We start from the raw sequence: 19,875 nt of genomic DNA, 5'->3' as shown, positions 1-19,875 counted from the left end.
CGTCTCGCATGACGCGACTTTTCGGCACGGACGGGGTCCGGGGCCTGGCCAACGGTCATCTGACCGCGGAGCTGGCCCTGGACCTTTCCGTTGCTGCAGCCCATGTCCTCGCCGACCGCGGCGAGTTCGCGGGGCACCGGCCCCTGGCCGTCGTCGGCCGTGACACCCGGATCTCCGGGCAGTTCCTCGAGGCCGCGGTCGTGGCCGGCCTCGCCTCGGCAGGGGTCGACGTACTCCTGCTCGGCATCCTCCCGACTCCCGGCGTCGCCTACCTCACCGGCACCTTGGGCGCCGACCTCGGGGTGATGCTCTCCGCGTCGCACAACCCGATGCCCGACAACGGGATCAAGTTCCTGGCTCGAGGCGGGGTCAAGCTCGACGACGTCGTCGAGATCGCCATCGAACGGCGGATGGGGGAGGACTGGGAGCGCCCGACCGGCGGCGCCGTCGGCACGGTCACGGCGTACCCCTCCGGCATCGACGAGTATGCAGCCCATCTGGTGCGCAGCATCGAGCACCCCTTGGCCGGCATCCGGGTGGTCATCGACTGCGCCGAAGGGGCGGCCTGGGAGGCCGGACCCAAGGCGTTGGCCGACGCCGGCGCCGACGTGACCGCGATCCACTCCCAGCCAGACGGCCTCAACATCAACGACGGTTGCGGCTCCACCCACCTCGGCCCGCTGCAGGCCGCCGTGCTCAAGGACGGGGCCGACGTGGGCTTCGCCCTCGACGGTGACGCCGACCGGTGCCTGGCGGTCGACCATGAGGGCAATGTCGTCGACGGTGACCAGATCCTGGCCATCCTGGCACTGTCGCTGAAGGAGTCCGGCCATCTGGCCAAGGACACCGTCGTGGCCACCGTGATGAGCAACCTGGGTTTCGTCCAGGCCATGAAGGCCAACGGGGTGGGGGTGCGCCAGACCAAGGTCGGCGACCGCTACGTCCTGGAGGCGATGAAGGTGTCGGGCTACACCCTCGGTGGTGAGCAGTCGGGCCACGTCATCCTCAGCGAGCACGCCACCACCGGCGACGGGGTCCTCACCGCCCTCCAGGTGCTGGAGCGGATGGCCACCACCGGCCAGAGCCTGCAGAAGCTGGCGTCGGTGATGACACGTCTGCCCCAGGTGCTGGTCAACGTCCCCGGTGTCGACAAGGCGCGCACCGACGACGACGCGGTCCTCGCGGCGGCCGTGGCAGAGGAGGAGGCCGAGCTCGGCGACTCCGGGCGAGTGCTGTTGCGCCCCTCGGGCACCGAGCCCCTGGTCCGGGTGATGGTCGAGGCGGTCAGCGCCGACCAGGCGCGCGCCGTGGCTGAGCGACTGGCCGAGGTCGTACGCCGCCAGCTGACGCTGTAGGGCCCGTAATTGGGTCGCGGCAGGGTCGGCCGGGTGCCTACCCTGACTGTTCGTGACCACCATCGAGATCCTCCGCGTCGACCCGTTCGACGACGTCGCGTTCGACGCCTGGCACGCGACCCAGTTCGCGGCCGACCGCTTCGGCCGCGAGGAGCACGCCACCCCGTGGATGCTCGAGGAGTCCCGGGTCGACAAGCAGAGCACGTTGAAGGGTCGAGACACGCTCACCTACTCCCTCCTGGTCGACGGCGCCGTGGCAACGGCCGCGGAGGTGTGGCTGCCGCTGCTGGACAACCTCGACCTTGCCGAGGTGGTGATCCACACCCACCCCGAGCACCGCAGGCGCGGCTACGCCGCCCGGATGCTCGCCCATCTCGAGGACGAGATGCGGGTGATCGGGCGCTCCAAGCTGATCACCGAGGCCGCCTACCCCTACGACGCCCCTCCCGATGGCTCCGGCCATCCCGGTCCGGACTTCCTGACCTCGCAGGGCTTCACGTTCGGGCTCGCCGACGTGAAGCGTGTCGTCTCGCTGCCGATCGCCGACGAGATCCTCGCCGGGCTGCTCGACGAGGCAGCTCCCCACCACACGGCGTACTCCCTGGTGTCCTGCGTGGGGCGCCTACCGGACGAGCACGTGCAGGCCTACGCCGAGCTCGACGCTGCCATCGTGACGGACGCGCCGATGGGTGAGCTGGACCTCGAGACACCCGCGGCAGACGTCGAGGACATCCGGGACAACGAGGCGCTGATGGCTCGTCAGCACCGGCGCCGCTACACGACCCTGGCGATCGCGCCCGACGGCACGGCGGTGGCCTACAGCGACCTGGTGATGCCCGAGGAGGATCCCGGCAAGGTCTACCAGTGGGGCACCCTGGTGCGCTCCGATCACCGAGGGCACCGGCTGGGTCTGGCGGTGAAGGCGGCCAACCTGCGCTTCCTGCAGTCGCAGCGCTCCGACGCTCGACTGTTGTCGACGTACAACGCGGAGGTCAACGCCCACATGATCGCCGTCAACGACCGTATGGGATTCCAGCCGGTGGAACGTCTCGGCGAGTTCCAGAAGCGTCTGACCGACGTTGGGCTGACCCGGTAGGTTCAGGGGCACCGACATCGAAGGAGCCCCGGTGATCCAGTTGACCAAGGGCGGAAATGCGCCCCTGACGGCGACCAGCGTGACGGTCACCGTCGACGTGGCGGCAGCCGCCGACCTGTCCGCCCTGCTCGTGACCCAGGCGGGCAAGGTGCGCACGGACGCTGATTTCGTGTTCTACAACCAGCCCACCGGCCCCGGGGTCACCTGCGTCCCCCCGAACGGCGGCCAGCCGTGGCAGATCCGTATCGATCTCGCCCAGGTCCCCGCCGACGTGCACGCGGTCCGCGTGGTGAGTTCGCTGGACGACGGGGGGAAGGTCTTCGGCCAGGTCGGACAGCCAGTGGCCCGCGTGGTGGACGCCGCCGGTGCGCCGGTGGCCGAGTTCACGATGGTCGACCTCGATCGCGAGGTCATCGTGGTCGCCCTGGAGTTCTACCGCCGCGACGCGACGTGGAAGCTGCGGGCCATCGGACAGGGCTACGCCGGCGGACTCGCCGACCTCATCACCGACCACGGGGTCTCGGTGGACGACACGCCAGCTCCCGCCGCCCCGCCGCCGCCACCACCACCGCCGGCCGCGGCAGCGCCTCCGCCGCCTCCTCCGCCTCCGCCGCCGCCTCCGGCACAGGCGACGCCTCCGCCTCCGCCTCCGCCACCGGCCGCGGCTCCCGCTGCTGTGACTGGCGAGGTGAGCCTGGTCAAGGGCAAGCCTGTGTCGCTGGCCAAGGGCCAGAAGGTGACCCTCACCAAGAACGGCGGCCAGGCCCTCACGCTGGTGCGGATGGGGCTGGGGTGGGACCCGATCAAGAAGAGCGGCTTCTTCGGCAGTCGCGAGGTCGACATCGACCTGGACGCGACGGCGGTGCTGTTCGCCGGCGGTCAGGTCGCGGACATGGCGTTCTACAACAACCTGCGCACGCGAGACGGCTCGATCCAGCACATGGGTGACAACCTCACCGGGCAGGGGGACGGCGACGACGAGGTGGTCGCGGTCGACCTGACCCGCATCCCGGTGCACATCGACACCGTCGTCTTCATCGTCACCAGCTATCAGGGCCAGACCTTCGAGCAGGTCGACAACGCGTTCTGCCGCTTGGTCGACCACCAGGACGGGGAGCTGGCCAGGTTCGCGTTGGCCGGCGGGATGCCGTTCACCGGGCTGGTGATGGCCAAGCTCTACCGAGAAGCCGGCAACTGGAAGTTCCAGGCCATCGGTGAGGGCATCTCCGCCCGGGTGCCCACCGAGGCGGTGCAGCACCTGAGTCGCTACCTGTGATCCACCTCGTCGCGGGCCAGAACCTGCCGTGGCCCGAGCTGCGGGTCACGGCGTACCTCGATGATCCGAGCGTCAGCGTGCGGGCCCTGGTGCTGGGAGCCGGCTACCGGGTGCGGTCTGCGGCTGACCTGGTGGACCGGGATCATCCTGCGCGCAGCGGGGTGGAGTGGCTCAGCGGTCCGCCGGAGGGCGTCACCGTCGACCTGACCGGCCTCGATGCCGACGTGGAACGGGTGCTGTGGGTCGCCAGCGCAGCGACCGGGCGCCCCGTGACCCTGCAGCTGGTCGCTGCGTCGGGCGAGGTCCTTGCCGACTTCAACCCGGTGGTGCCACCCGGGTCGGCCGTGGTCCTCGCGGAGGTGTATCGCAGGGACGGGGCGTGGAAGGTACGCGCCGTTGGCCAGGGGTACGCCGGTGGGCTCGACGAGGCCTTCCGGGTGCACGGTCTGGTGGAGCGGGAGGACACCGTCGCCCCGTCGCAGGGGCGCTCCTACGAGGACCTGCTGCGCCAGAACCGGATGATCCTGGAGGACGCCTCGCGCACCACCGCGTCGCTGGGCTCCACGCGCGACTTCGCACGACAGCGCTGGGAGAGCGAGCAGGAGCAGATCGTGGCCGATCCGGCCCTGCGGCTGGGGGAGCGCGGGGACACGGCCCGGCGTGAGGCACAACTGCGGCATGACGCGATGGTGCGGGAGGCACAGGAGCGTCATCGCGCCGACCTCGCCCAACTGCAGGCCGAGCTGGAGACCTTCGAGTCCGAGCTGCCGGCGCCGCTGGCGCGATGGGGCGAGAGGTCCTGGACCGAGTGGCAACCGCCCGAGCAGATGCATCACGGCCTGCGGGTGGGAGGACTCGCCCTCCCGGACGCACCGCTGTTCGCGATGCCGTTCCTGGTGGCGCTGCCGATGGGACGCCCCCTCTGGATCGAGGTGGATGCCGGGGCGGACGAGGCGACTCGTGTGTTGCGGACCGCCGCCACGAGGCTGCTGGCCGCGACCGCGGCCGCCCTGACGCGGGTGTCGGTGGTCGACATCGGGGGCACCCGAGGGTCGCTCGGGATCCCCGAGGCGCTGCTGCAGAGTCCGCCCGCCACCGATGCGGCTGCGGCCCAGGCCGTCCTGGCCGAGGTGGTCGATCACCTGGAGCTGCTCGGGACCGCCGTGGCGTCCGGCAGTCTCGACGCCCTCGACCCCCGGCACCAGGCCGACCGGTTGCTGCTGGTCACCGACTTCCCCACCGGTCTCGACGAGGGCACGTTGCGCCATCTCATCACCGTGATCGAACAGGGTCCGCGCCTCGGCGTCCACCTCATGGTCACCGGCACCCACGCCGAATCGCTCGACCTGCCGCTGCTGGCCTGGTTGCGCGACTACTTCCTGCGGGTCACGAGCGTGCCCGGTGGCGATCTCGTGGACGGTTACGCCGGGATCAACTGGACGTTCCTGCCGGACGCCGGGCCGACTGATCCGCGGATCATCGATGACGTGCTCGACCGGCTCGCTCTGACGCGCAGCGATCCCTACAACTTGCGCAGGCGCACGTAGCGCACCGAGTGGTCGGCATCCTTGCGCAGCACCAGGGTCGCGCGCGAGCGGGTCGGCAGCACGTTCTGCTGCAGGTTCACGCCATTGATGGTGTCCCAGATCCGCTCGGCCTCGGCGACCGCCTGTGCCGGGGTGAGGTCGCCGTACTTGGTGAAGTACGACGCCGGGTTGCGAAACGCCGTCTCGCGCAGCCGGAGGAACCGGTTGACGTACCACCGTCTGATGTCTCCCGTGGCGGCGTGCACGAAGACCGAGAAGTCGAAGAAGTCGCTGATCGCCAGGCCGGTGCGGCCGTCCTCGCGCACCCGCGCGGGCTGCAGGACGTTGAGGCCCTCGATGATGACGATGTCGGGGTGCTTGATGACGACCTTCTCGTCGGGCACCACGTCGTAGACCAGGTGCGAGTACGTCGGGGCCTCGACCTCGTCCTTGCCCGACTTGATGTCGATGACGAACCGCAGCAGGGCCTTGCGGTCGTAGGACTCCGGGAAGCCTTTACGGGCCAGGATGCCGCGCCGTTCGAGTTCGGCGTTGGGCAGCAGGAAACCGTCGGTGGTCACCAGGGCGACGCTGGGGTGCTCGGGCCAGTGCGCCAGCATCTGTTGGAGCACGCGCGCGGTGGTCGACTTGCCCACGGCCACGGAGCCGGCGATCCCGATCACGAACGGGGTGCGCGGCGGTTGTGGCCGATCGAGGAACTCCTCCTGCTTGCGGTGCAGCAGGCTCGCGGCCTCGACGTACATGGAGAGCAGCCGCGACAGCGGCAGGTAGACCTCGAGCACCTCGCGCAGGTCGAGCTCGTCACCGAGGCCGCGCAGCCTGCCGATCTCCTCGGCCGACAGCGGGGACTCGGTGGTCTTGGCCAGCTCCGCCCAGGCCGCACGCTCGAGCTCGACGTACGGCGAGGGTTCTCGGGAGTGGTCGGCGGAACCGTTCCCGGTGGAGGGCATGCGGGGCATTCTTCCCCACACCGCCCGCTCCGTGGCGGCGGGGCCCAGCAGCGAACCCGTCGTTAGACTCCGGCTCATGTGTGGAATCGTCGGGTATGTAGGGCAGCAGCAGGCGCGAGACGTGGTCATCGAGGGGCTGCGACGGCTGGAGTACCGCGGCTACGACTCGGCCGGGATCGCGGTCATCAGCGACGGCGCGATCGCCTCGGACAAGAAGGCCGGCAAGCTCGCCAACCTTGACAAGGCGATGGTCGAGGACCCCCTGCCACCGTCGACCACGGGCATCGGGCACACCCGCTGGGCCACCCATGGAGCGCCGAACGACCGCAACGCCCATCCGCATCTCGGCGCGAGCGGGCGGGTGGCCCTGGTGCACAACGGCATCATCGAGAACTTCGCCGAGCTTCGTGCCGCCCTGGAGTCCGCCGGTCACGAGCTGCTCTCCGAGACCGACACGGAGGTCGCGGCGCACCTGCTGGAGGGCGCCGTGGTCGCCGGTGCCGACCTGACGTCGGCCATGCAGTCGGTCTGTCGGCAGCTGGAGGGTGCCTTCACCCTGGTCGCCATCGACGCGGAGGATCCGTCGGTGGTGGTCGCCGCCCGGCGCAACTCCCCGCTGGTGGTGGGCCTGGGTGCCGGCGAGAACTTCCTGGGCTCCGACGTGGCCGCGTTCATCGAGCACACCCGTGATGCGCTCGAGCTGGGCCAGGACCAGGTCGTCACCATCAGTGCCTCCGAGGTCGTGGTCACCGGCTTCGACGGCTCGGCCAGCGAGGGACGGCCCTATCACGTCGACTGGGATCTCTCGGCCGCCGAGAAGGACGGGCACGACTGGTTCATGCGCAAGGAGATCTACGAGCAGCCCCGCGCCGTTGCCGACTCGCTGCTGGGGCGTCGTACGCCGCAGGGAGCCCTGCACCTGGACGAGGTCCGACTCTCCGACGACGAGCTGCGCGACATCGACAAGATCATCATCATCGCCTGCGGTACGTCGTTCTACGCCGGCATGGTGGCCAAGTATGCGATCGAGCACTGGACGCGGGTGCCGGTGGAGGTCGAGCTGGCCTCCGAGTTCCGCTACCGTGATCCGATCCTGACCCGCGAGACGCTCGTCGTGGCGATCTCGCAGAGCGGGGAGACGGCCGACACGCTGCAGGCGATCCGGCACGCCCGCACCCAGCGCTCCAAGGTGCTGGCGATCTGCAACACCAATGGCTCGACCATTCCGCGCGAGTCCGATGCGGTGATCTACACCCACGCCGGGCCGGAGATCGGGGTCGCCTCGACGAAGGGGTTCCTGACCCAGCTGGTTGCCTGCTACCTGTTGGCGCTCTACCTGGCGCAGGTCAAGGGCACCCGTTACGGCGACGAGATCGAGCAGGTGATGGACCAGCTCGAGTCGATGCCCGCCCACATCCAGACCGTGCTGGACAACGACGAGTTCATCTGCGCGCTCGCCCGTCAGCACGTGGACACCAAGTCCGTGCTGTTCCTGGGTCGACATGCGGGCTATCCGGTGGCCATGGAGGGGGCATTGAAGCTCAAGGAGCTGGCCTACCTGCACGCGGAGGGGTTCGCCGCAGGAGAGCTGAAGCACGGACCGATCGCCCTGATCGAACCCGGTCTGCCGGTGCTCTGCGTGGTGCCGCCGCGGGGGCGCGACCAGCTGCACGAGAAGATGATCAGCGGCATCCAGGAGGTGCGCGCGCGCGGTGCTCACACGATCTGCATCGCTGAGGAGGGGGACGAGAAGATCGCGCCGTACGCCGACGTGCTCATCCCGTTGCCGTCGGTGCCGGTGTTGTTGCAGCCGCTGGTGGCTGTCGTTCCGTTGCAGCTCTTCGCCTGCGAGCTGGCCACGGCGCTGGGTCACGACGTCGACCAGCCTCGCAACCTGGCCAAGTCGGTCACCGTCGAATGAGCCCCCGATGATCATCGGAGTCGGCATCGACGTCGTGGACATCGAGCGGTTCGGGCAGTCCCTGGTGCGCACGCCCGGGCTGAGCGAGCGGTTGTTCACGCCTGCCGAGGCCAAGCGTCAACTGGCCTCGCTGGCTGCGCGCTTCGCGGCTAAGGAGGCGGTGGCCAAGGCGTTGGGGGCGCCAGGCAACTTGCACTGGCACGACGCTGAGGTCTTCTCCGAACCGTCAGGTCGGCCCCTGCTCGAGCTGCGCGGCACGGTGCGTGCCCGCGCCGATGAGCTGGGGGTGAGGTCGGTGCACCTGTCGTTGTCCCACGATGCCGGGATCGCCTCGGCGATCGTGGTGTTGGAGGGCTGAACTGAGCGGCATACTCGGAGGGTGAGTCTGCCGACCACGGTGCCCGACGTCGTCTCCCGGTTGCGGGAGATCGACGACCGGTTGTCGCCTGAGGACGGTGTTGCGGTGTTCAACCGGATGTACCTCACCGTCACCGAGCAGATCGCCGGGTTGTTGGCGACGGCCAGCACGTTCCACGACGGGCCGACGATGGCCGAACTGGACGTACGTTTCGCGAACCTGTGGCTCGCGGCGTACGACGCCGACACCGCTGGATCGGCGGTGCCCGCGGCGTGGCGGCCGTTGTTCGAAGGGCGACGGGCTGCCTGCCTGCCCATCCAGTACGCCGTGGCGGGCATGAACTCCCACATCGAGCACGACCTCCCGATCGCGGTGGTCGAGACCTGTCGGGCGCGCCGAACCGCGCCCGAGGAACTCCGCCGCGACTACGAGGCTGTCAACGACGTCCTCGCGCAGGTGGAGGGATCGGTGCGGCGTTCCTTCCTGGACTCGGTCGGTCACGAGATCGACGACCGGATCGGTCCGCTCGTCCATCTGCTCAGCGTCTGGAACATCGAGAAGGCACGCGATCTCTCCTGGGTGACCGTGGAGACGCTGTGGTCGCTGCGCAGCACCCGTCTCCTGCGCGGACGGTTCCTCGACGGGCTCGGGCACACCGTGGGCATGGCGTCGCGAGCCCTGCTGACCCCCACAGGTCGCTGACTCGGCTCGCTCAGCCGTCGGGGTGCCAGCAGCCGCGGGGTGGCGGTGCGGGTGGCGGTTGAGTGGTGGTGTGGGTGCCGGTCGGGTTGGTGAGGTAGGTGTGGCCGTGAGGAGTGGTCCAGTGGTGGGTGCCGGGGGTAGGGGTGGTGTAGGTCCAGCGCGTGTGGGTCTTGAGCCGGTGGTGTCGTCGGCACAGAGGGGCGAGGTTGCAGGTGCAGGTCCTGCCTCCTTGGGCATGGGGTGCGGTGTGGTCGTGGTCGCAGGTGCGGGCGGGGCGGGTGCAGCGGGGGAAGGCGCAGTGCACTTCGCGCAGGGTCGTCTGCTCGTGAAGGCGCTCGGGTATCTCGTAGCGGTCGACGGCGAGGTGGTCGTTGAGGTCGATGACGGGCTGGACGGTGAGGTGGGTGTCGGTGCGGGAGCACCAGTCGCGGATCTGCGTGCTCAGGACGGGCAGGCTCAGGTTCTCCAAGCGGCCCAGTGCGCCAGCGCCGCTCCGGGGGTTGGCGAGCGCGGTGTGGCTGAGGTGGACGTAGAGGACGAGTTGTTTGCGCAGCCGCGGTCGTCGGCCGCTGTCGCTGTCGGTGGTGGTGAGGGCGCCCGGTGTGGTCGTGAGGAGGTGGGCGGCATGGTGGGGGTCGGCGAGGATGCCGAGGGCCTGGGAGCGGCGGACGTCGAGGGGCGCGGTGTTGCCCTGGGTGGCGAGGATCGCGGCGATGGTGGCGAGGGTGTGGTTGAGGTCGAGGAAGTCCTTGAGGTCGCCGGTGGCCTCGAGATAGGCCATCCCGGTGGGTTGGGGCAAGGGGCGGATGGTGGCATGTCGGGTGTTCATGGCCTGGTCGTGTTCGGCCACGCTCTGGACGGGGTGGAGCCGGGTGAGGGTCTCGTGGAGCAGGCGGTGGGTGGTGACGGGGCCGACCTGGTGGGCGAGCGGTGCGAGAGTGGCGTCGAGGTGGGTGGCCACGTCGTCGGGGTGGGCGATGGTGTGTTCGGCGATGCGGCGGGCTCGCCAGCTCTGGAGACCGTGGGGGGTGCCGGCGGCCATGGTCCGGGCCCAGAGGCGCGGCAGGCGGTGGCGCAGCTCGAGGGCCTGGTGGATCAGGCGGGCGCCGGCGTCGTGGGTCGTCCCGATGGCCAGGGCGAATTCGGCGGGGGCGTCCCAGGCCACAGCGGGTAGATGGGGGTCGTCGAAGGCGTCGGCCTCACCCGGGCTGGCGGGGTGCAGGTCGGCCCAGTCGCAGGCCAATGCCAGGATCCGTGCCTCTGCCTGGTCCGCGACGGCACGCTGCGCGCGAGCAGCGTCCAGCACCCGGGCCGGGGTCTCAAGCACGGTGCCAACACTTTCCATGACAGTGATTTTATTCGAACAGGTGTGCGACAGCGAGAGCCCGAAACCAATCTGTGGACAGGCGCTTGAGGAGGCCGGCTGCTGTGGATGCGGCCGCGTGAGACCCCGACGCCAGTAGTTTGGCTCCATGAAGCATGCACACACCGTCGAACAGGTCCGGGCGGTCGAGGGCGAGCTGCTGGCGCAAGTTCCCGACGGCACCCTGATGGCGAGGGCGGCCACCGGCATCGCTGCCGTGGTCATCGACCTGCTGGGCTCGGTCTACGGCCGGCGGGTGCGCCTCCTGGTCGGCACCGGCGACAACGGCGGCGATGCGCTGTACGCCGGAGCGCTGCTCGCCCGACGTGGCTGCGCCGTGGATGCCGTCCTCCTCGGCGCACCCCACGCAGCGGGGCTGGCGGCCCTGCAGCAGGCCGGGGGCCGGATCGCCGATCAACGGTCCCGACGACCTGACGTCGTCCTCGACGGGATCGTCGGGATCGGCGGCCACCCCGGACTCCGGCCGGACGCGGTCGCCGCGCTCGCCGACGTCGACGGGGTGCCCGTCGTGGCCGTCGACGTCCCGAGCGGGGTCTCGGTCGACGACGGACGGATCGACGGACCGCACGTGCAGGCCGCGGTGACCGTGACCCTGGGGACCCACAAGGTGGCTCACCTCGTCGATCCGGCAGCCGGTGCCTGCGGAACGGTCGTCCTGGTCGACATCGGCCTGGACCCGCCGCAAGCGGACGTGACCGCTCTGCAGGCCAGCGACGTCACCGACCTGCTGCCGCGCCCTTCCGCCACAGCCCACAAGTACACGCGCGGCGTGGTCGGCATCCGCTCCGGTTCAGCGCAGTATCCCGGGGCTGCCCTGCTCAGCGTGGCCGGCGCCAACTGTGGGCTCGTCGGCATGGTGCGCTACGACGGAGAGGTGGCCGACCTCGTCCGCACGGTCCACCCCGAGGTCGTGGGAGACGGTCAGGTCCAGGCCTGGGTGGTGGGCAGCGGTGGCGGCGCCGGCGCCGCACAGGCGCTGGCGGCCTGCCTCGAAGCGGGCGTGGCGACGGTCATCGACGCCGATGCCCTGCTTCACGTCTCGGGGCCTCTGTCGCCGCCCGTCATCCTCACTCCGCACGCCGGCGAGCTGGCCCGCATGCTCGGCGTGGAGCGCCACGAGATCGAGGCTTCCCAGCTCCGTTACGCCCGGATCGCTGCTGAGCGGTTCGCTGCGACCGTCGTACTCAAGGGTCGTCACACCCTCACCGCCGCGCCTGACGGCCGCGTGCGGGTGACGACGACCGGTGTGCCCTGGCTGGCCACGGCCGGTGCCGGAGACGTGCTGGCGGGGCTCATCGGTGTGCTCGCGGCTGCCGGCCTGGATCCGTTCGATGCCGCCTCGGTGGGGTCCTGGCTGCACGGTGCGGCCGCCACCATGGCTGCGGACGGTGGACCGGTGCTGGCGCACCAGGTCGCCGCGGCCATCCCGGTGGCGGTGCGCACCCTGATCGCGGGGACCTGAGAGAATCAGGACCCATGAGCCCTGTCCGCGCGGAGATCGTCGTCGACCTCGGCGCGCTGCGCGCGAACGTCCGTCGGCTCACGGACCTGGTCGGTCCCGAGGTGCAGATGATGAGCGTGGTGAAGGCCGACGGCTACGGCCACGGCATGCTCGCCTGCGCGCAGGCTGCCCGTGAGGCCGGGGCGCAGTGGCTCGGCGTGGCGACGCTGGAGGAGGCCCTGCGTCTGCGTGAGGGCGGCGACACCGGTCGGATCCTGAGTTGGCTCTCCGGCCCGGGTGAGGACTACGCAGCCGCGGTCGAGCGTGGCATCGACGTCACCGCCTACACCCGTGCCGAGCTCGACGAGATCGTCCGCGGTGCATGGACGGCCGGGCGCCCCGCAGCGGTGCAGCTCAAGGTGGACACCGGGCTGTCGCGTGGCGGGTCCACGCTCCAGGCCTGGCCCGGTCTGGTGGAGGCCGCGCGAGAGGCCGAGATCGCCGGAGGGATCAGCGTGACCGGGATCTGGTCGCACTTCGCCTGCAGCGACGAGCCCGAGCATCCCGAGAACGACCGGCAGGAGCAGGCGTTCCGCGCTGCCCTGGCCGTCGCCGAAGCTGCCGGGCTCCGTCCTCAGGTGCGTCACCTTGCCAATTCCGCTGCAGCGATCCTTCGACCGAGCAGTCGCTTCGACCTCGTCCGCTGCGGGATCGCCACCTACGGCCTCGACCCGGCACCCGGGGTCACGTCGCCGGTAGGGCTCGTGCCGGTGATGACGGTGCGGGCCGGGCTGGCCGTGGTGAAGCCGATCGCCGCCGGTGCCGGGGTGTCCTACGGCCACACCTGGGTCGCCGAGCACGACACGACGGTCGGCGTCGTCCCCGTCGGGTACGGCGAGGGGATCCTGCGCCACGCCGGCAACACCGCCGAGGTCTGGAGCGCAGGTCGGCGCCGACCGGTGCGCGGCCGGATCTGCATGGACCAGTTCGTCGTGGACCTCGACGCGGACGACCTGCCCACCGGGACCGAGGTGGTGCTCTTCGGACCAGGGTTCGACGGGGAGCCCACCGCGCAGGACTGGGCCGAGGCGTGCGACACCATCAACTACGAGATCGTCACCAGGATCGGTGGGCGCCTGCACCGGCGCTACCTCGATCGCCGTACCAGTGCCGCCCTGACCGGCGCGGCCGAAGGAGTCACCCGATGAGCTCTCGTCGCCGCATCGTCGAGATCGCCGCGGGCGCTGCCGGGATCGCCGTAGCCGGCGCCGCGCTCAAGGTGGCCCACGACAGCCGTGTCATCGCCCGGCGCGGCCTCGGTGACGCCACCCGGCTGGGCTCGCTGCGCTCCGATCCGCACACCGTGGTCGCCGATGACGGGGTGCCGCTGCACGTCGAGGTGGACCCGGCCGAAGACACCCCGTCGACCGGGCGGCGGCGAGGCGCCAAGCGCCGTACCCAGCCCCCCACCCTGGTCTTCGTCCACGGCTACGCCCTCAACCTCGACTGCTGGCACTTCCAGCGCGCGGCCTACCGCGGCTTGATCCGCACCGTGTTCTACGACCAGCGCTCCCATGGTCGCTCCGGGCGCTCGAGCGCCCGCAACGCCACCATCGAGGACCTCGGCATCGACCTGCTGCGGATCATCGAGCACGAGGTGCCCGAGGGTCCCGTGGTGCTGATCGGGCACTCCATGGGCGGCATGAGCATCATGTCGCTCGCCGAGCAGCATCCCTACCTGTTCGGTACCAAGGTCGTCGGGGTCGCCCTGATCGCCACCACCGCCGGCGGGCTGAACCCGCAACGGCTGTTCCTGCCGCTGCTCCCCAGCTCCGTGGGCGGTCCGGTCGGACTCCGCCTCGTGGCCGGGCTGGCCCGCGGAGCGCGCGCCGTGGACCGGCTGCGCCAGGTCGGGCACGGGGTGGCGATGGTGGCCACCGACCGCTACGCGTTCGGGGACAAGGTGCCGGCCACCTACGTGGAGTTCGTCGACCAGATGCTCTCCGGCACACCGTTCGAGGTGCTCGCGGAGTTCTTCCCGAGCTTCGGCAGCCTCGACAAGTACGCCGTGCTGACCGCCCTCGGCGAGGTGCCGACCAGCATCATCTGCGGCACCGCCGATCGGATCACCCCGATCGAGCTCAGCCACCGGCTCAACGAGGTGGTGCCCGGCTCCAGCATGCTGGAGTGCGACGGCGCCGGGCACATGGTGATCCTGGAGCGGCACGAGCAGGTCAACGCCGCCCTGGACCAGCTCATCGCCGCGGCCCAGGAACACGAAGCCGTCGGGCCCGCATGATCGACGTACGACTGGTCGGCGCCGAGGCGGCGCCCGGCGTCCTCGGCGTGATCCATGCGGCATTCGGTGCCCGAGCGCCGCTTGACCCGCCCACCTCGGCGCTGTCCGAGACGCTCGAGAGTGTCGCCAGCGAGCTCGGGCAGTACGGCGGGCTGCTGGTCGAGCTCGACGGCCGGCAGGTGGGGTCGCTGATCTTCGAGCCGGTCGGCTCCACGCTCGGACTGCGCCGATTCGGGGTGCTGCCCGAAGCCCAGGGGACCGGCGTGGCGACAGCGCTGATCGCGGTCGCGCAGGAGCAGGCGCGCGCCCGGGGCTGCGCCGGGATGCGGGTGGTCGCCCGGGTCGAACTGCCAGCCACCATCGCCTTCTGGGAGCACCAGGGGTTCGTCGAGGTCGCCCGCGAAGGCGTCAACGTGCACCTGGCCAAGCTGTTCGCGACCAGCATCGACGCGCACACCCGAGCCGACACCCAGGCCGTGGCCGAGACGTTGGCGCCGCGCCTGCGCGCCGGTGACCTGATCATCCTCAGCGGCGACCTGGGGGCTGGCAAGACGACCTTCACCCAGGGCCTGGGCCGGGCGCTCGGCGTCCGCGGGGACATCACCTCGCCGACGTTCGTCATCGCCCGCGTGCACCCGTCCCTGACTGACGGGCCGGCGCTCGTGCATGTCGACGCCTACCGGCTCGGCGGCCTGGCCGAGCTTGACGACCTCGACCTCGACACCTCGCTCGACGACGCGGTCACCGTCGTCGAGTGGGGCTCGGGCGTCGCCGAGTCGCTGGCCAGCGACCGTCTCGAGATCACGCTCACCCGGGCGCTCGGAGACGTCTCGGGGGTTTCGGTCACCGAGGACCACGACCCGCGCCGGATCGTGATCCAGCCCGTCGGGCTGCGGTGGGCCTGAACCGCCCGACTGCTCCCGGTAGCCTCGAGCCGTGCTGCTCGCCTTCGACACCGCCACCGCCTCGGTCACGGTCTGCCTCTACGATCCGTCCGCCGGGGTCGTGCTCGCCGAACGCAACGGGATCGGCCCGATGAAGCACGGCGAGCTGCTCGCCCCGGCGATCGACGAGGTGATGACCCAGGCGGGCGTCTCGCGCGAGGAGCTGTCGGCGATCGTGGTCGGTGTCGGCCCCGGCCCCTACACCGGTCTGCGCGTCGGCGTCGTCACCGCGCGCACGTTGGGCTACGCGCTCGGACTCCCCGTCCACGGGGTCTGTTCGCTCGACGCCATCGCACTGGCCGCTGTCGACGACGGCCTCGCCGAGCCGTTCCTGGTGACCACCGACGCGCGTCGCAAGGAGCTGTTCTGGGCGGCGTACGACGCCGCGGGCGAGCGGGTCGAGGGACCGTTCGTGGACAAGCCGGCCGAGCTCCCGCAGGACCGCCCCGTGGTCGGGGCCGGTCCTGAGCTCTACCCCGACCTGTTCGCGACCGGCACCGGCCCGCGTGACCCGGCCGCGAGTGCACTGGCCCGCCTCGTGGCGAGCGGACGGGCCAAGGTCCTCGACCCCGAGCCGATCTACCTGCGCCGTCCTGACGCGGTCGCCCCCGGGCAGCCCAAGCCGGTCTCGTGATCCGCGCCGCCACCGGAGCCGATGCGGAGGCGATCGCCTCCTTGGAGCTCACGCTGTTCGGTGTCGACGCCTGGTCGCTCGACCAGGTCCGCGACGAGCTCTCCGGACCCGGGCGGGCTGCTCTCGTCGCCGAGGAGGACCAGGTCGTCGGCTACCTGATCACCCGCCTGGTCGACGACGTGAGTGACCTGCAGCGGATCGGCGTACACCCGGAGCGTCAGCGCCAAGGCCTCGCAGCGGCCCTGCTCGCCGAGGCGCTGGCCCGTCCCGCGGCCCGGATGCTGCTGGAGGTGGCGCAGACCAACGCGGCGGCGCGCGCCTTCTACGCACGAGCCGGCTTCGTCGAGATCCACCGGCGACCGCGCTACTACCGTGACGGGTCGGACGCCCTGGTCCTCCAGCGCACCGGCGCAGGCACAATGGTGCCATGACAGACCAGCCGCTGGTGCTCGGCATCGAGACCTCCTGCGATGAGACCGGGATCGGCATCGTGCGGGGGCACACCCTGCTCGCGGACGCCGTGGCCAGCAGTGTCGAGGAGCACGCCCGCTTCGGAGGTGTGGTCCCTGAGGTGGCCAGCCGCGCTCACCTTGAAGCCATGGTGCCGACGCTGGAGCGTGCCTGCGACACGGCCGGGATCAGGTTGGCCGACGTCGACGCGATCGCGGTCACCAGTGGCCCGGGCCTGGTCGGTGCTCTCCTGGTCGGCGTCGCCGCCGCGAAGGCGCTGGCGATCGGGCTGGGCAAGCCGATCTACGGCGTCAACCACCTGGCCGCCCATGTGGCTGTGGACCAGCTCGAGCACGGTCCCTTGCCTGAGCCCTGCCTGGCCATGCTGGTCAGCGGCGGGCACTCGAGCCTGCTCCGGGTCGAGGACGTCACGCTCGGTGTCACTCCGCTCGGCGCCACCATCGACGATGCGGCCGGCGAGGCCTTCGACAAGGTGGCGCGGCTCCTGGGGCTGCCGTTCCCCGGCGGACCGCACATCGACCGGGAGGCGCGCTCGGGCAACAGCATCGCCATCGACTTCCCGCGCGGACTCACCAGCCGCCGTGACCTCGAACGCCACCGGTTCGACTTCTCCTTCTCCGGCCTCAAGACGTCCGTCGCCCGGTGGGTCGAGGCCCAGCAGCGCGCCGGGGTCGCCGTACCCGTGGCGGACGTGGCGGCCAGCTTCCAGGAGGCCGTCTGCGACGTGCTCACCCGCAAGGCCGTCGACGCGGCGGTCAGCGAGGGCATCGACACGATCCTGATCGGCGGCGGGGTGGCGGCCAACAGCCGGCTGCGGTCGATGGCCGAGGAGCGGGCGAGCGCGAAGGGGATCCGAGTGCGGGTGCCGCGTCCGGGCCTGTGTACCGACAACGGGGCCATGGTGGCGGCGCTCGGCACCGAGCTCGTAGCCCGCGGGCGCACGGCCTCCGCGCTCGACCTGCCGGCCGACTCCTCGCAGCCCATCACCACCGTGGTGGCCTGAGGTCGTTCAGCCGTCGTATGCCACGTGGGCGGTCCAGCCCTCGTCGGGCCGGGTGGCCGCCGCGTGCAGTGCCGCGGAGACCGGGCCGGGGGAGAACGCTCCCTCCCGGGCGAGGGTGCCGTTGATCTGGACGGCGACGGCGCGGATGCCGTCGGGCTCCAGGGTCGCGTCGAGGCTGGTGACGAGGTTGCGCACGGCCGCCTTCTGTACGCCGAGCGAGGCGGCGCCGTGCCACGGCTTGTCGGCCGCCGCGCTGCCGGTGACCAGGATCCTGCCGCCAGCCGTCATGAACGGTCGCGCGGCCTGGACGGCCGGCAGCAGCGGAGTCAGTCCGACCTGGAGATCCGCGAGGAGCTCGTCGACGCTGAGCTGGAGCGGGTCCTTCTCGCGGTAGGCGCTCGGGTTGAAGTGCAGGACGTCGATGCGGCCCTTCGCCTCGCCGATCGCGGTGACCAGCTCGGTGACACCACGGGGATCTGATAGGTCGACGGCGGCCAGCGAAGTGTCGATGCCCTCCTCGCGCAGGGCGACGCCGAGCGGGGCCAGGCTCTCCTCGGAGAGCCCGGCCAGCGCGACGTCGTACCCCTCGGCGCCGAACCGGCGAGCCACCGCCAGCCCGAGACCGGGGCCGGCACCAAGGACGACGAGGACCGGGTTGCTCATGGGGTGAGCCTAGGACAGGGGACCTGCCCCGAACTGGAACGGCGCGGTGGTCTCGTCGCCCTGGACCCTGACCGAGCGCTGCTGGAGGACCCCGTCAAGGCTGAGGTGCTCGAGGGTCCAGGTGCCCTGCTTCCAGACCTGGGCGAGCAGCGTGTCGCCGTCCCACGCCATCGGAAGCCAGATGAAGGCACCACGCGGGACGGTGAAGTTCGCGGCAGGCTTCAGGGTCTGTGCGTCGAGGATCGACACGACGCTGGCGCCAAGACCGTCCGCGTTGGACGGGGAGCCCATCACGTAGCGGCCGTCGGCACTGAACTCGTCGAGCGCGTGGTCGCAGGTGCGTGCGAGCTTCTTCCCGCCCGTGTCCACCACCGCCCAGCACGAGGTGCCGTCGTCGTTGTAGGACGTCTGCACGGCGATCCGCCCGTCCGCGGTCGCGTCGACGGTCTTGAGATACTTCCCCGGGAGCGCCGTGATCCGGCCGTCGGGGTCGGCGAGCATCGGCTTGCCTGACTCGAACTCGAAGACCACGGTGCCGTCGCTCAGGATGCCCATCGGACCGCCGCCGGGCGCCTCGGAGTCGGTGGTGCCGAGGTCCCAGGTCTGCGGATCCGCGCCGGCCTTGACCAGGGTCCACGTAGGGTCCCCGGGTCCGTCCGGGCTGATCTTGGCGATGTAGGCATAGCTGCTGCCGTCCGGAGTGACGGCGACGGCGTCGGCCATGGTCGGCGAGGTCTCCAGCTCTCCCCCGTCGGGGTCGAACGACGCCCACGCCGTGGTGCCCTCCTGGTCGTCGAACGTGATCCCGGCCCACTGCCCGATCGTCGTGTCGAAGACGGGGTGGTACACCGGCTGAGGCACGGACACGACGTCGCCGGCGGGCGAGTTGAGCTGCCCGTCGTACCAGTAGGGGATGCCGAGCTCGGCGCCCGTGGTGCCCTCGGCGGGCGGTGTCAGGTCGATGTCGTACCTCGGCGCCTCACCGGCGTTGGTGCCCGGTGTCTCGGAGGGCGTCACGGTCGGCGATTGCGTGGTTCCCGTCGGCTGCTGCAGGGGTGGAGCCGAGTCCGGCTGGTTGTTGGCCAGGGCCACCCCGAACGGTGCGATGACCGCGACCGCTGCGGCAGCCGACACCGATGCCGCGATCCGGCGGCGGCGCAGGATCCGCTTGGCTCGCGACTGGACATCGCCCAGGCTCAGCGGCGTGCTGTCAAGGTGCTCGACCTGCTGGCGCAGGGCCCGGTCGAGGTCGTCGTGGTTGTGGTTCATCGCTCCTCCTCCCCGGAGATCAGTGCATCGGGCACGCGTTGACGCAAGGCGGCCAGCGCCCTGCTGGCCTGGGACTTCACGGTCCCGGTCGAGACGCCGAGCGCGGTGGCGATCTCGGCCTCGGACAGTTGTTCGTAGTAGCGCAGCACGATCACCGCGCGCTGCTTGCGTGGCAGGGTGCGCACGAGCTCCCAGACCGCGGCGACGCGCCCGTCGTCGTACTCGTCGTCGGCGCTGCGCTCCGGCATGGCCGCCGTGGTGACCTCGTTGCGCTTCCACGCCCGGCGCCACAGGGAGTTGTGCTCATTGATCATGATCCGGCGGACATAGCCGTCGAGAGACTCCCGGTTCTGGACCTTGTCCCAGCTCAGGTAGAGCTTCGCGAACGCGGTCTGGACCAGGTCCTCGGCCGAGGCGAGGTCGCCGGTGAGCAGGTAGGCCGTGCGGAGCAGGGCTCCCTGCCGGGCCGCCATGTACGCCGAGAACTCGCCATCGCGAGCGCGGTCCGCCATCTCCACTCCCGACCTGAGTGCTGTGTGCATCGAGGATCTCACCACCTTTC

19 protein-coding genes are annotated in these 19,875 nt (G+C 70.8%); 14 read left to right on the top strand and 5 right to left on the bottom strand.

Annotation, left to right across the window (positions count from 1 at the left end):
• Positions 1-8: 8 nt before the first annotated feature.
• Genes glmM through AB7I40_RS12205 form a run of 4 tightly spaced genes read left to right on the top strand, consistent with a single transcriptional unit; the run spans position 9 to position 5,274 of the window.
• Positions 9-1,355 carry a phosphoglucosamine mutase gene (gene glmM / locus AB7I40_RS12220; RefSeq protein ID WP_428344676.1) on the top strand — a complete coding sequence of 449 codons (1,347 nt, stop codon included), beginning with the start codon at positions 9-11 and terminating at the stop codon, positions 1,353-1,355.
• 52 nt (positions 1,356-1,407) lie between these two features.
• Positions 1,408-2,451, top strand: a complete 1,044-nt coding sequence (locus tag AB7I40_RS12215) for a GNAT family N-acetyltransferase (protein ID WP_428344675.1) — start codon at positions 1,408-1,410, stop codon at positions 2,449-2,451.
• Positions 2,452-2,482: 31 nt separating this feature from the next.
• On the top strand, positions 2,483-3,727 hold the full coding sequence (locus AB7I40_RS12210) for a TerD family protein (RefSeq protein WP_428344674.1): 1,245 nt from the start codon (positions 2,483-2,485) through the stop codon (positions 3,725-3,727).
• Positions 3,724-5,274: a TerD family protein gene (locus AB7I40_RS12205; protein ID WP_428344673.1), complete on the top strand. Its 1,551-nt coding sequence runs from the start codon at positions 3,724-3,726 to the stop codon at positions 5,272-5,274. The genes AB7I40_RS12210 and AB7I40_RS12205 overlap by 4 nt, the downstream gene beginning before the upstream one ends.
• On the opposite strand, the gene coaA is transcribed toward AB7I40_RS12205, so the two are convergent.
• Complete coding sequence (coaA, locus tag AB7I40_RS12200; protein WP_428344672.1) at positions 5,250-6,224, bottom strand: type I pantothenate kinase; 975 nt, start codon at positions 6,222-6,224, stop codon at positions 5,250-5,252. The two genes, AB7I40_RS12205 and coaA, sit on opposite strands and share 25 nt — an antisense overlap.
• Positions 6,225-6,300: 76 nt before the next feature.
• On the opposite strand from coaA, the gene glmS reads away from it, so the two are divergent.
• Genes glmS through AB7I40_RS12185 form a run of 3 tightly spaced genes read left to right on the top strand, consistent with a single transcriptional unit; the run spans position 6,301 to position 9,205 of the window.
• Positions 6,301-8,145: a glutamine--fructose-6-phosphate transaminase (isomerizing) gene (glmS, locus tag AB7I40_RS12195; RefSeq protein ID WP_428344671.1), complete on the top strand. Its 1,845-nt coding sequence runs from the start codon at positions 6,301-6,303 to the stop codon at positions 8,143-8,145.
• A gap of 7 nt (positions 8,146-8,152) precedes the next feature.
• Entirely contained in the window at positions 8,153-8,503 is a 351-nt protein-coding gene (locus AB7I40_RS12190; protein WP_428344670.1) for a holo-ACP synthase, read from the top strand.
• A 21-nt stretch (positions 8,504-8,524) separates the two neighbouring features.
• Positions 8,525-9,205: a DUF5995 family protein gene (locus tag AB7I40_RS12185; RefSeq protein ID WP_428344669.1), complete on the top strand. Its 681-nt coding sequence runs from the start codon at positions 8,525-8,527 to the stop codon at positions 9,203-9,205.
• Between the two features lie 10 nt (positions 9,206-9,215).
• On the opposite strand, the gene AB7I40_RS12180 is transcribed toward AB7I40_RS12185, so the two are convergent.
• The gene (locus AB7I40_RS12180) at positions 9,216-10,550 is read right to left on the bottom strand and encodes an HNH endonuclease signature motif containing protein (RefSeq protein WP_428347960.1); all 1,335 of its coding nucleotides are present in this window, start codon (positions 10,548-10,550) and stop codon (positions 9,216-9,218) included.
• A 127-nt stretch (positions 10,551-10,677) separates the two neighbouring features.
• On the opposite strand from AB7I40_RS12180, the gene AB7I40_RS12175 reads away from it, so the two are divergent.
• From AB7I40_RS12175 to tsaD, 7 genes are read left to right on the top strand one after another with little or no spacing between them, the layout of a single operon-like run.
• Positions 10,678-12,051, top strand: coding sequence for an NAD(P)H-hydrate dehydratase (locus AB7I40_RS12175; protein WP_428347738.1), 1,374 nt, complete (start codon positions 10,678-10,680; stop codon positions 12,049-12,051).
• Positions 12,052-12,065: 14 nt separating this feature from the next.
• The gene (gene alr / locus AB7I40_RS12170) at positions 12,066-13,238 is read left to right on the top strand and encodes an alanine racemase (protein WP_428347737.1); all 1,173 of its coding nucleotides are present in this window, start codon (positions 12,066-12,068) and stop codon (positions 13,236-13,238) included.
• Entirely contained in the window at positions 13,235-14,329 is a 1,095-nt protein-coding gene (locus AB7I40_RS12165) for an alpha/beta fold hydrolase (protein ID WP_428347736.1), read from the top strand. Before alr ends, AB7I40_RS12165 begins: the two co-directional genes overlap by 4 nt.
• Positions 14,326-15,234 (top strand): tRNA (adenosine(37)-N6)-threonylcarbamoyltransferase complex ATPase subunit type 1 TsaE, encoded by a 909-nt coding sequence (gene tsaE, locus AB7I40_RS12160; RefSeq protein WP_428347735.1) that lies wholly within the window; start codon positions 14,326-14,328, stop codon positions 15,232-15,234. Before AB7I40_RS12165 ends, tsaE begins: the two co-directional genes overlap by 4 nt.
• Positions 15,235-15,265: 31 nt before the next feature.
• On the top strand, positions 15,266-15,907 hold the full coding sequence (gene tsaB / locus AB7I40_RS12155; RefSeq protein WP_428347734.1) for a tRNA (adenosine(37)-N6)-threonylcarbamoyltransferase complex dimerization subunit type 1 TsaB: 642 nt from the start codon (positions 15,266-15,268) through the stop codon (positions 15,905-15,907).
• Positions 15,904-16,338 carry a ribosomal protein S18-alanine N-acetyltransferase gene (gene rimI, locus AB7I40_RS12150; RefSeq protein ID WP_428347733.1) on the top strand — a complete coding sequence of 145 codons (435 nt, stop codon included), beginning with the start codon at positions 15,904-15,906 and terminating at the stop codon, positions 16,336-16,338. Before tsaB ends, rimI begins: the two co-directional genes overlap by 4 nt.
• Positions 16,335-17,381, top strand: a complete 1,047-nt coding sequence (gene tsaD / locus AB7I40_RS12145; RefSeq protein WP_428347732.1) for a tRNA (adenosine(37)-N6)-threonylcarbamoyltransferase complex transferase subunit TsaD — start codon at positions 16,335-16,337, stop codon at positions 17,379-17,381. Before rimI ends, tsaD begins: the two co-directional genes overlap by 4 nt.
• 6 nt (positions 17,382-17,387) lie before the next feature.
• Here tsaD and AB7I40_RS12140 read toward each other — a convergent pair whose 3' ends face one another.
• From AB7I40_RS12140 to AB7I40_RS12130, 3 genes are read right to left on the bottom strand one after another with little or no spacing between them, the layout of a single operon-like run.
• Positions 17,388-18,044 (bottom strand): SDR family oxidoreductase, encoded by a 657-nt coding sequence (locus tag AB7I40_RS12140; RefSeq protein ID WP_428347731.1) that lies wholly within the window; start codon positions 18,042-18,044, stop codon positions 17,388-17,390.
• Between the two features lie 9 nt (positions 18,045-18,053).
• Positions 18,054-19,313 carry a hypothetical protein gene (locus AB7I40_RS12135; protein ID WP_428347730.1) on the bottom strand — a complete coding sequence of 420 codons (1,260 nt, stop codon included), beginning with the start codon at positions 19,311-19,313 and terminating at the stop codon, positions 18,054-18,056.
• Positions 19,310-19,855 (bottom strand): SigE family RNA polymerase sigma factor, encoded by a 546-nt coding sequence (locus AB7I40_RS12130; RefSeq protein WP_428347729.1) that lies wholly within the window; start codon positions 19,853-19,855, stop codon positions 19,310-19,312. The genes AB7I40_RS12135 and AB7I40_RS12130 overlap by 4 nt, the downstream gene beginning before the upstream one ends.
• Positions 19,856-19,875: the final 20 nt, after the last annotated feature.

The organism is Nocardioides sp. (assembly GCF_050246775.1).
Classification (GTDB): Bacteria; Actinomycetota; Actinomycetes; order Propionibacteriales; family Nocardioidaceae; genus Nocardioides.
The sequence above is the reverse complement of the archived record's forward strand: the minus strand, read 5'-3'. Positions and strand labels throughout refer to the sequence as shown.

Excerpts from the sequence above, each read along its gene's own strand:
- glmM (WP_428344676.1), top strand. The coding sequence starts at position 9 with ATGACGCGACTTTTCGGCACGGACGGGGTCCGGGGCCTGGCCAACGGT.
- coaA (WP_428344672.1), bottom strand. The coding sequence starts at position 6,224 with ATGCCCTCCACCGGGAACGGTTCCGCCGACCACTCCCGAGAACCCTCG.
- glmS (WP_428344671.1), top strand. The coding sequence starts at position 6,301 with ATGTGTGGAATCGTCGGGTATGTAGGGCAGCAGCAGGCGCGAGACGTG.
- AB7I40_RS12190 (WP_428344670.1), top strand. The coding sequence starts at position 8,153 with ATGATCATCGGAGTCGGCATCGACGTCGTGGACATCGAGCGGTTCGGG.
- AB7I40_RS12180 (WP_428347960.1), bottom strand. The coding sequence starts at position 10,550 with ATGGAAAGTGTTGGCACCGTGCTTGAGACCCCGGCCCGGGTGCTGGAC.
- AB7I40_RS12175 (WP_428347738.1), top strand. The coding sequence starts at position 10,678 with ATGAAGCATGCACACACCGTCGAACAGGTCCGGGCGGTCGAGGGCGAG.
- alr (WP_428347737.1), top strand. The coding sequence starts at position 12,066 with ATGAGCCCTGTCCGCGCGGAGATCGTCGTCGACCTCGGCGCGCTGCGC.
- AB7I40_RS12165 (WP_428347736.1), top strand. The coding sequence starts at position 13,235 with ATGAGCTCTCGTCGCCGCATCGTCGAGATCGCCGCGGGCGCTGCCGGG.
- tsaE (WP_428347735.1), top strand. The coding sequence starts at position 14,326 with ATGATCGACGTACGACTGGTCGGCGCCGAGGCGGCGCCCGGCGTCCTC.
- tsaD (WP_428347732.1), top strand. The coding sequence starts at position 16,335 with ATGACAGACCAGCCGCTGGTGCTCGGCATCGAGACCTCCTGCGATGAG.
- AB7I40_RS12140 (WP_428347731.1), bottom strand. The coding sequence starts at position 18,044 with ATGAGCAACCCGGTCCTCGTCGTCCTTGGTGCCGGCCCCGGTCTCGGG.
- AB7I40_RS12135 (WP_428347730.1), bottom strand. The coding sequence starts at position 19,313 with ATGAACCACAACCACGACGACCTCGACCGGGCCCTGCGCCAGCAGGTC.
- AB7I40_RS12130 (WP_428347729.1), bottom strand. The coding sequence starts at position 19,855 with ATGCACACAGCACTCAGGTCGGGAGTGGAGATGGCGGACCGCGCTCGC.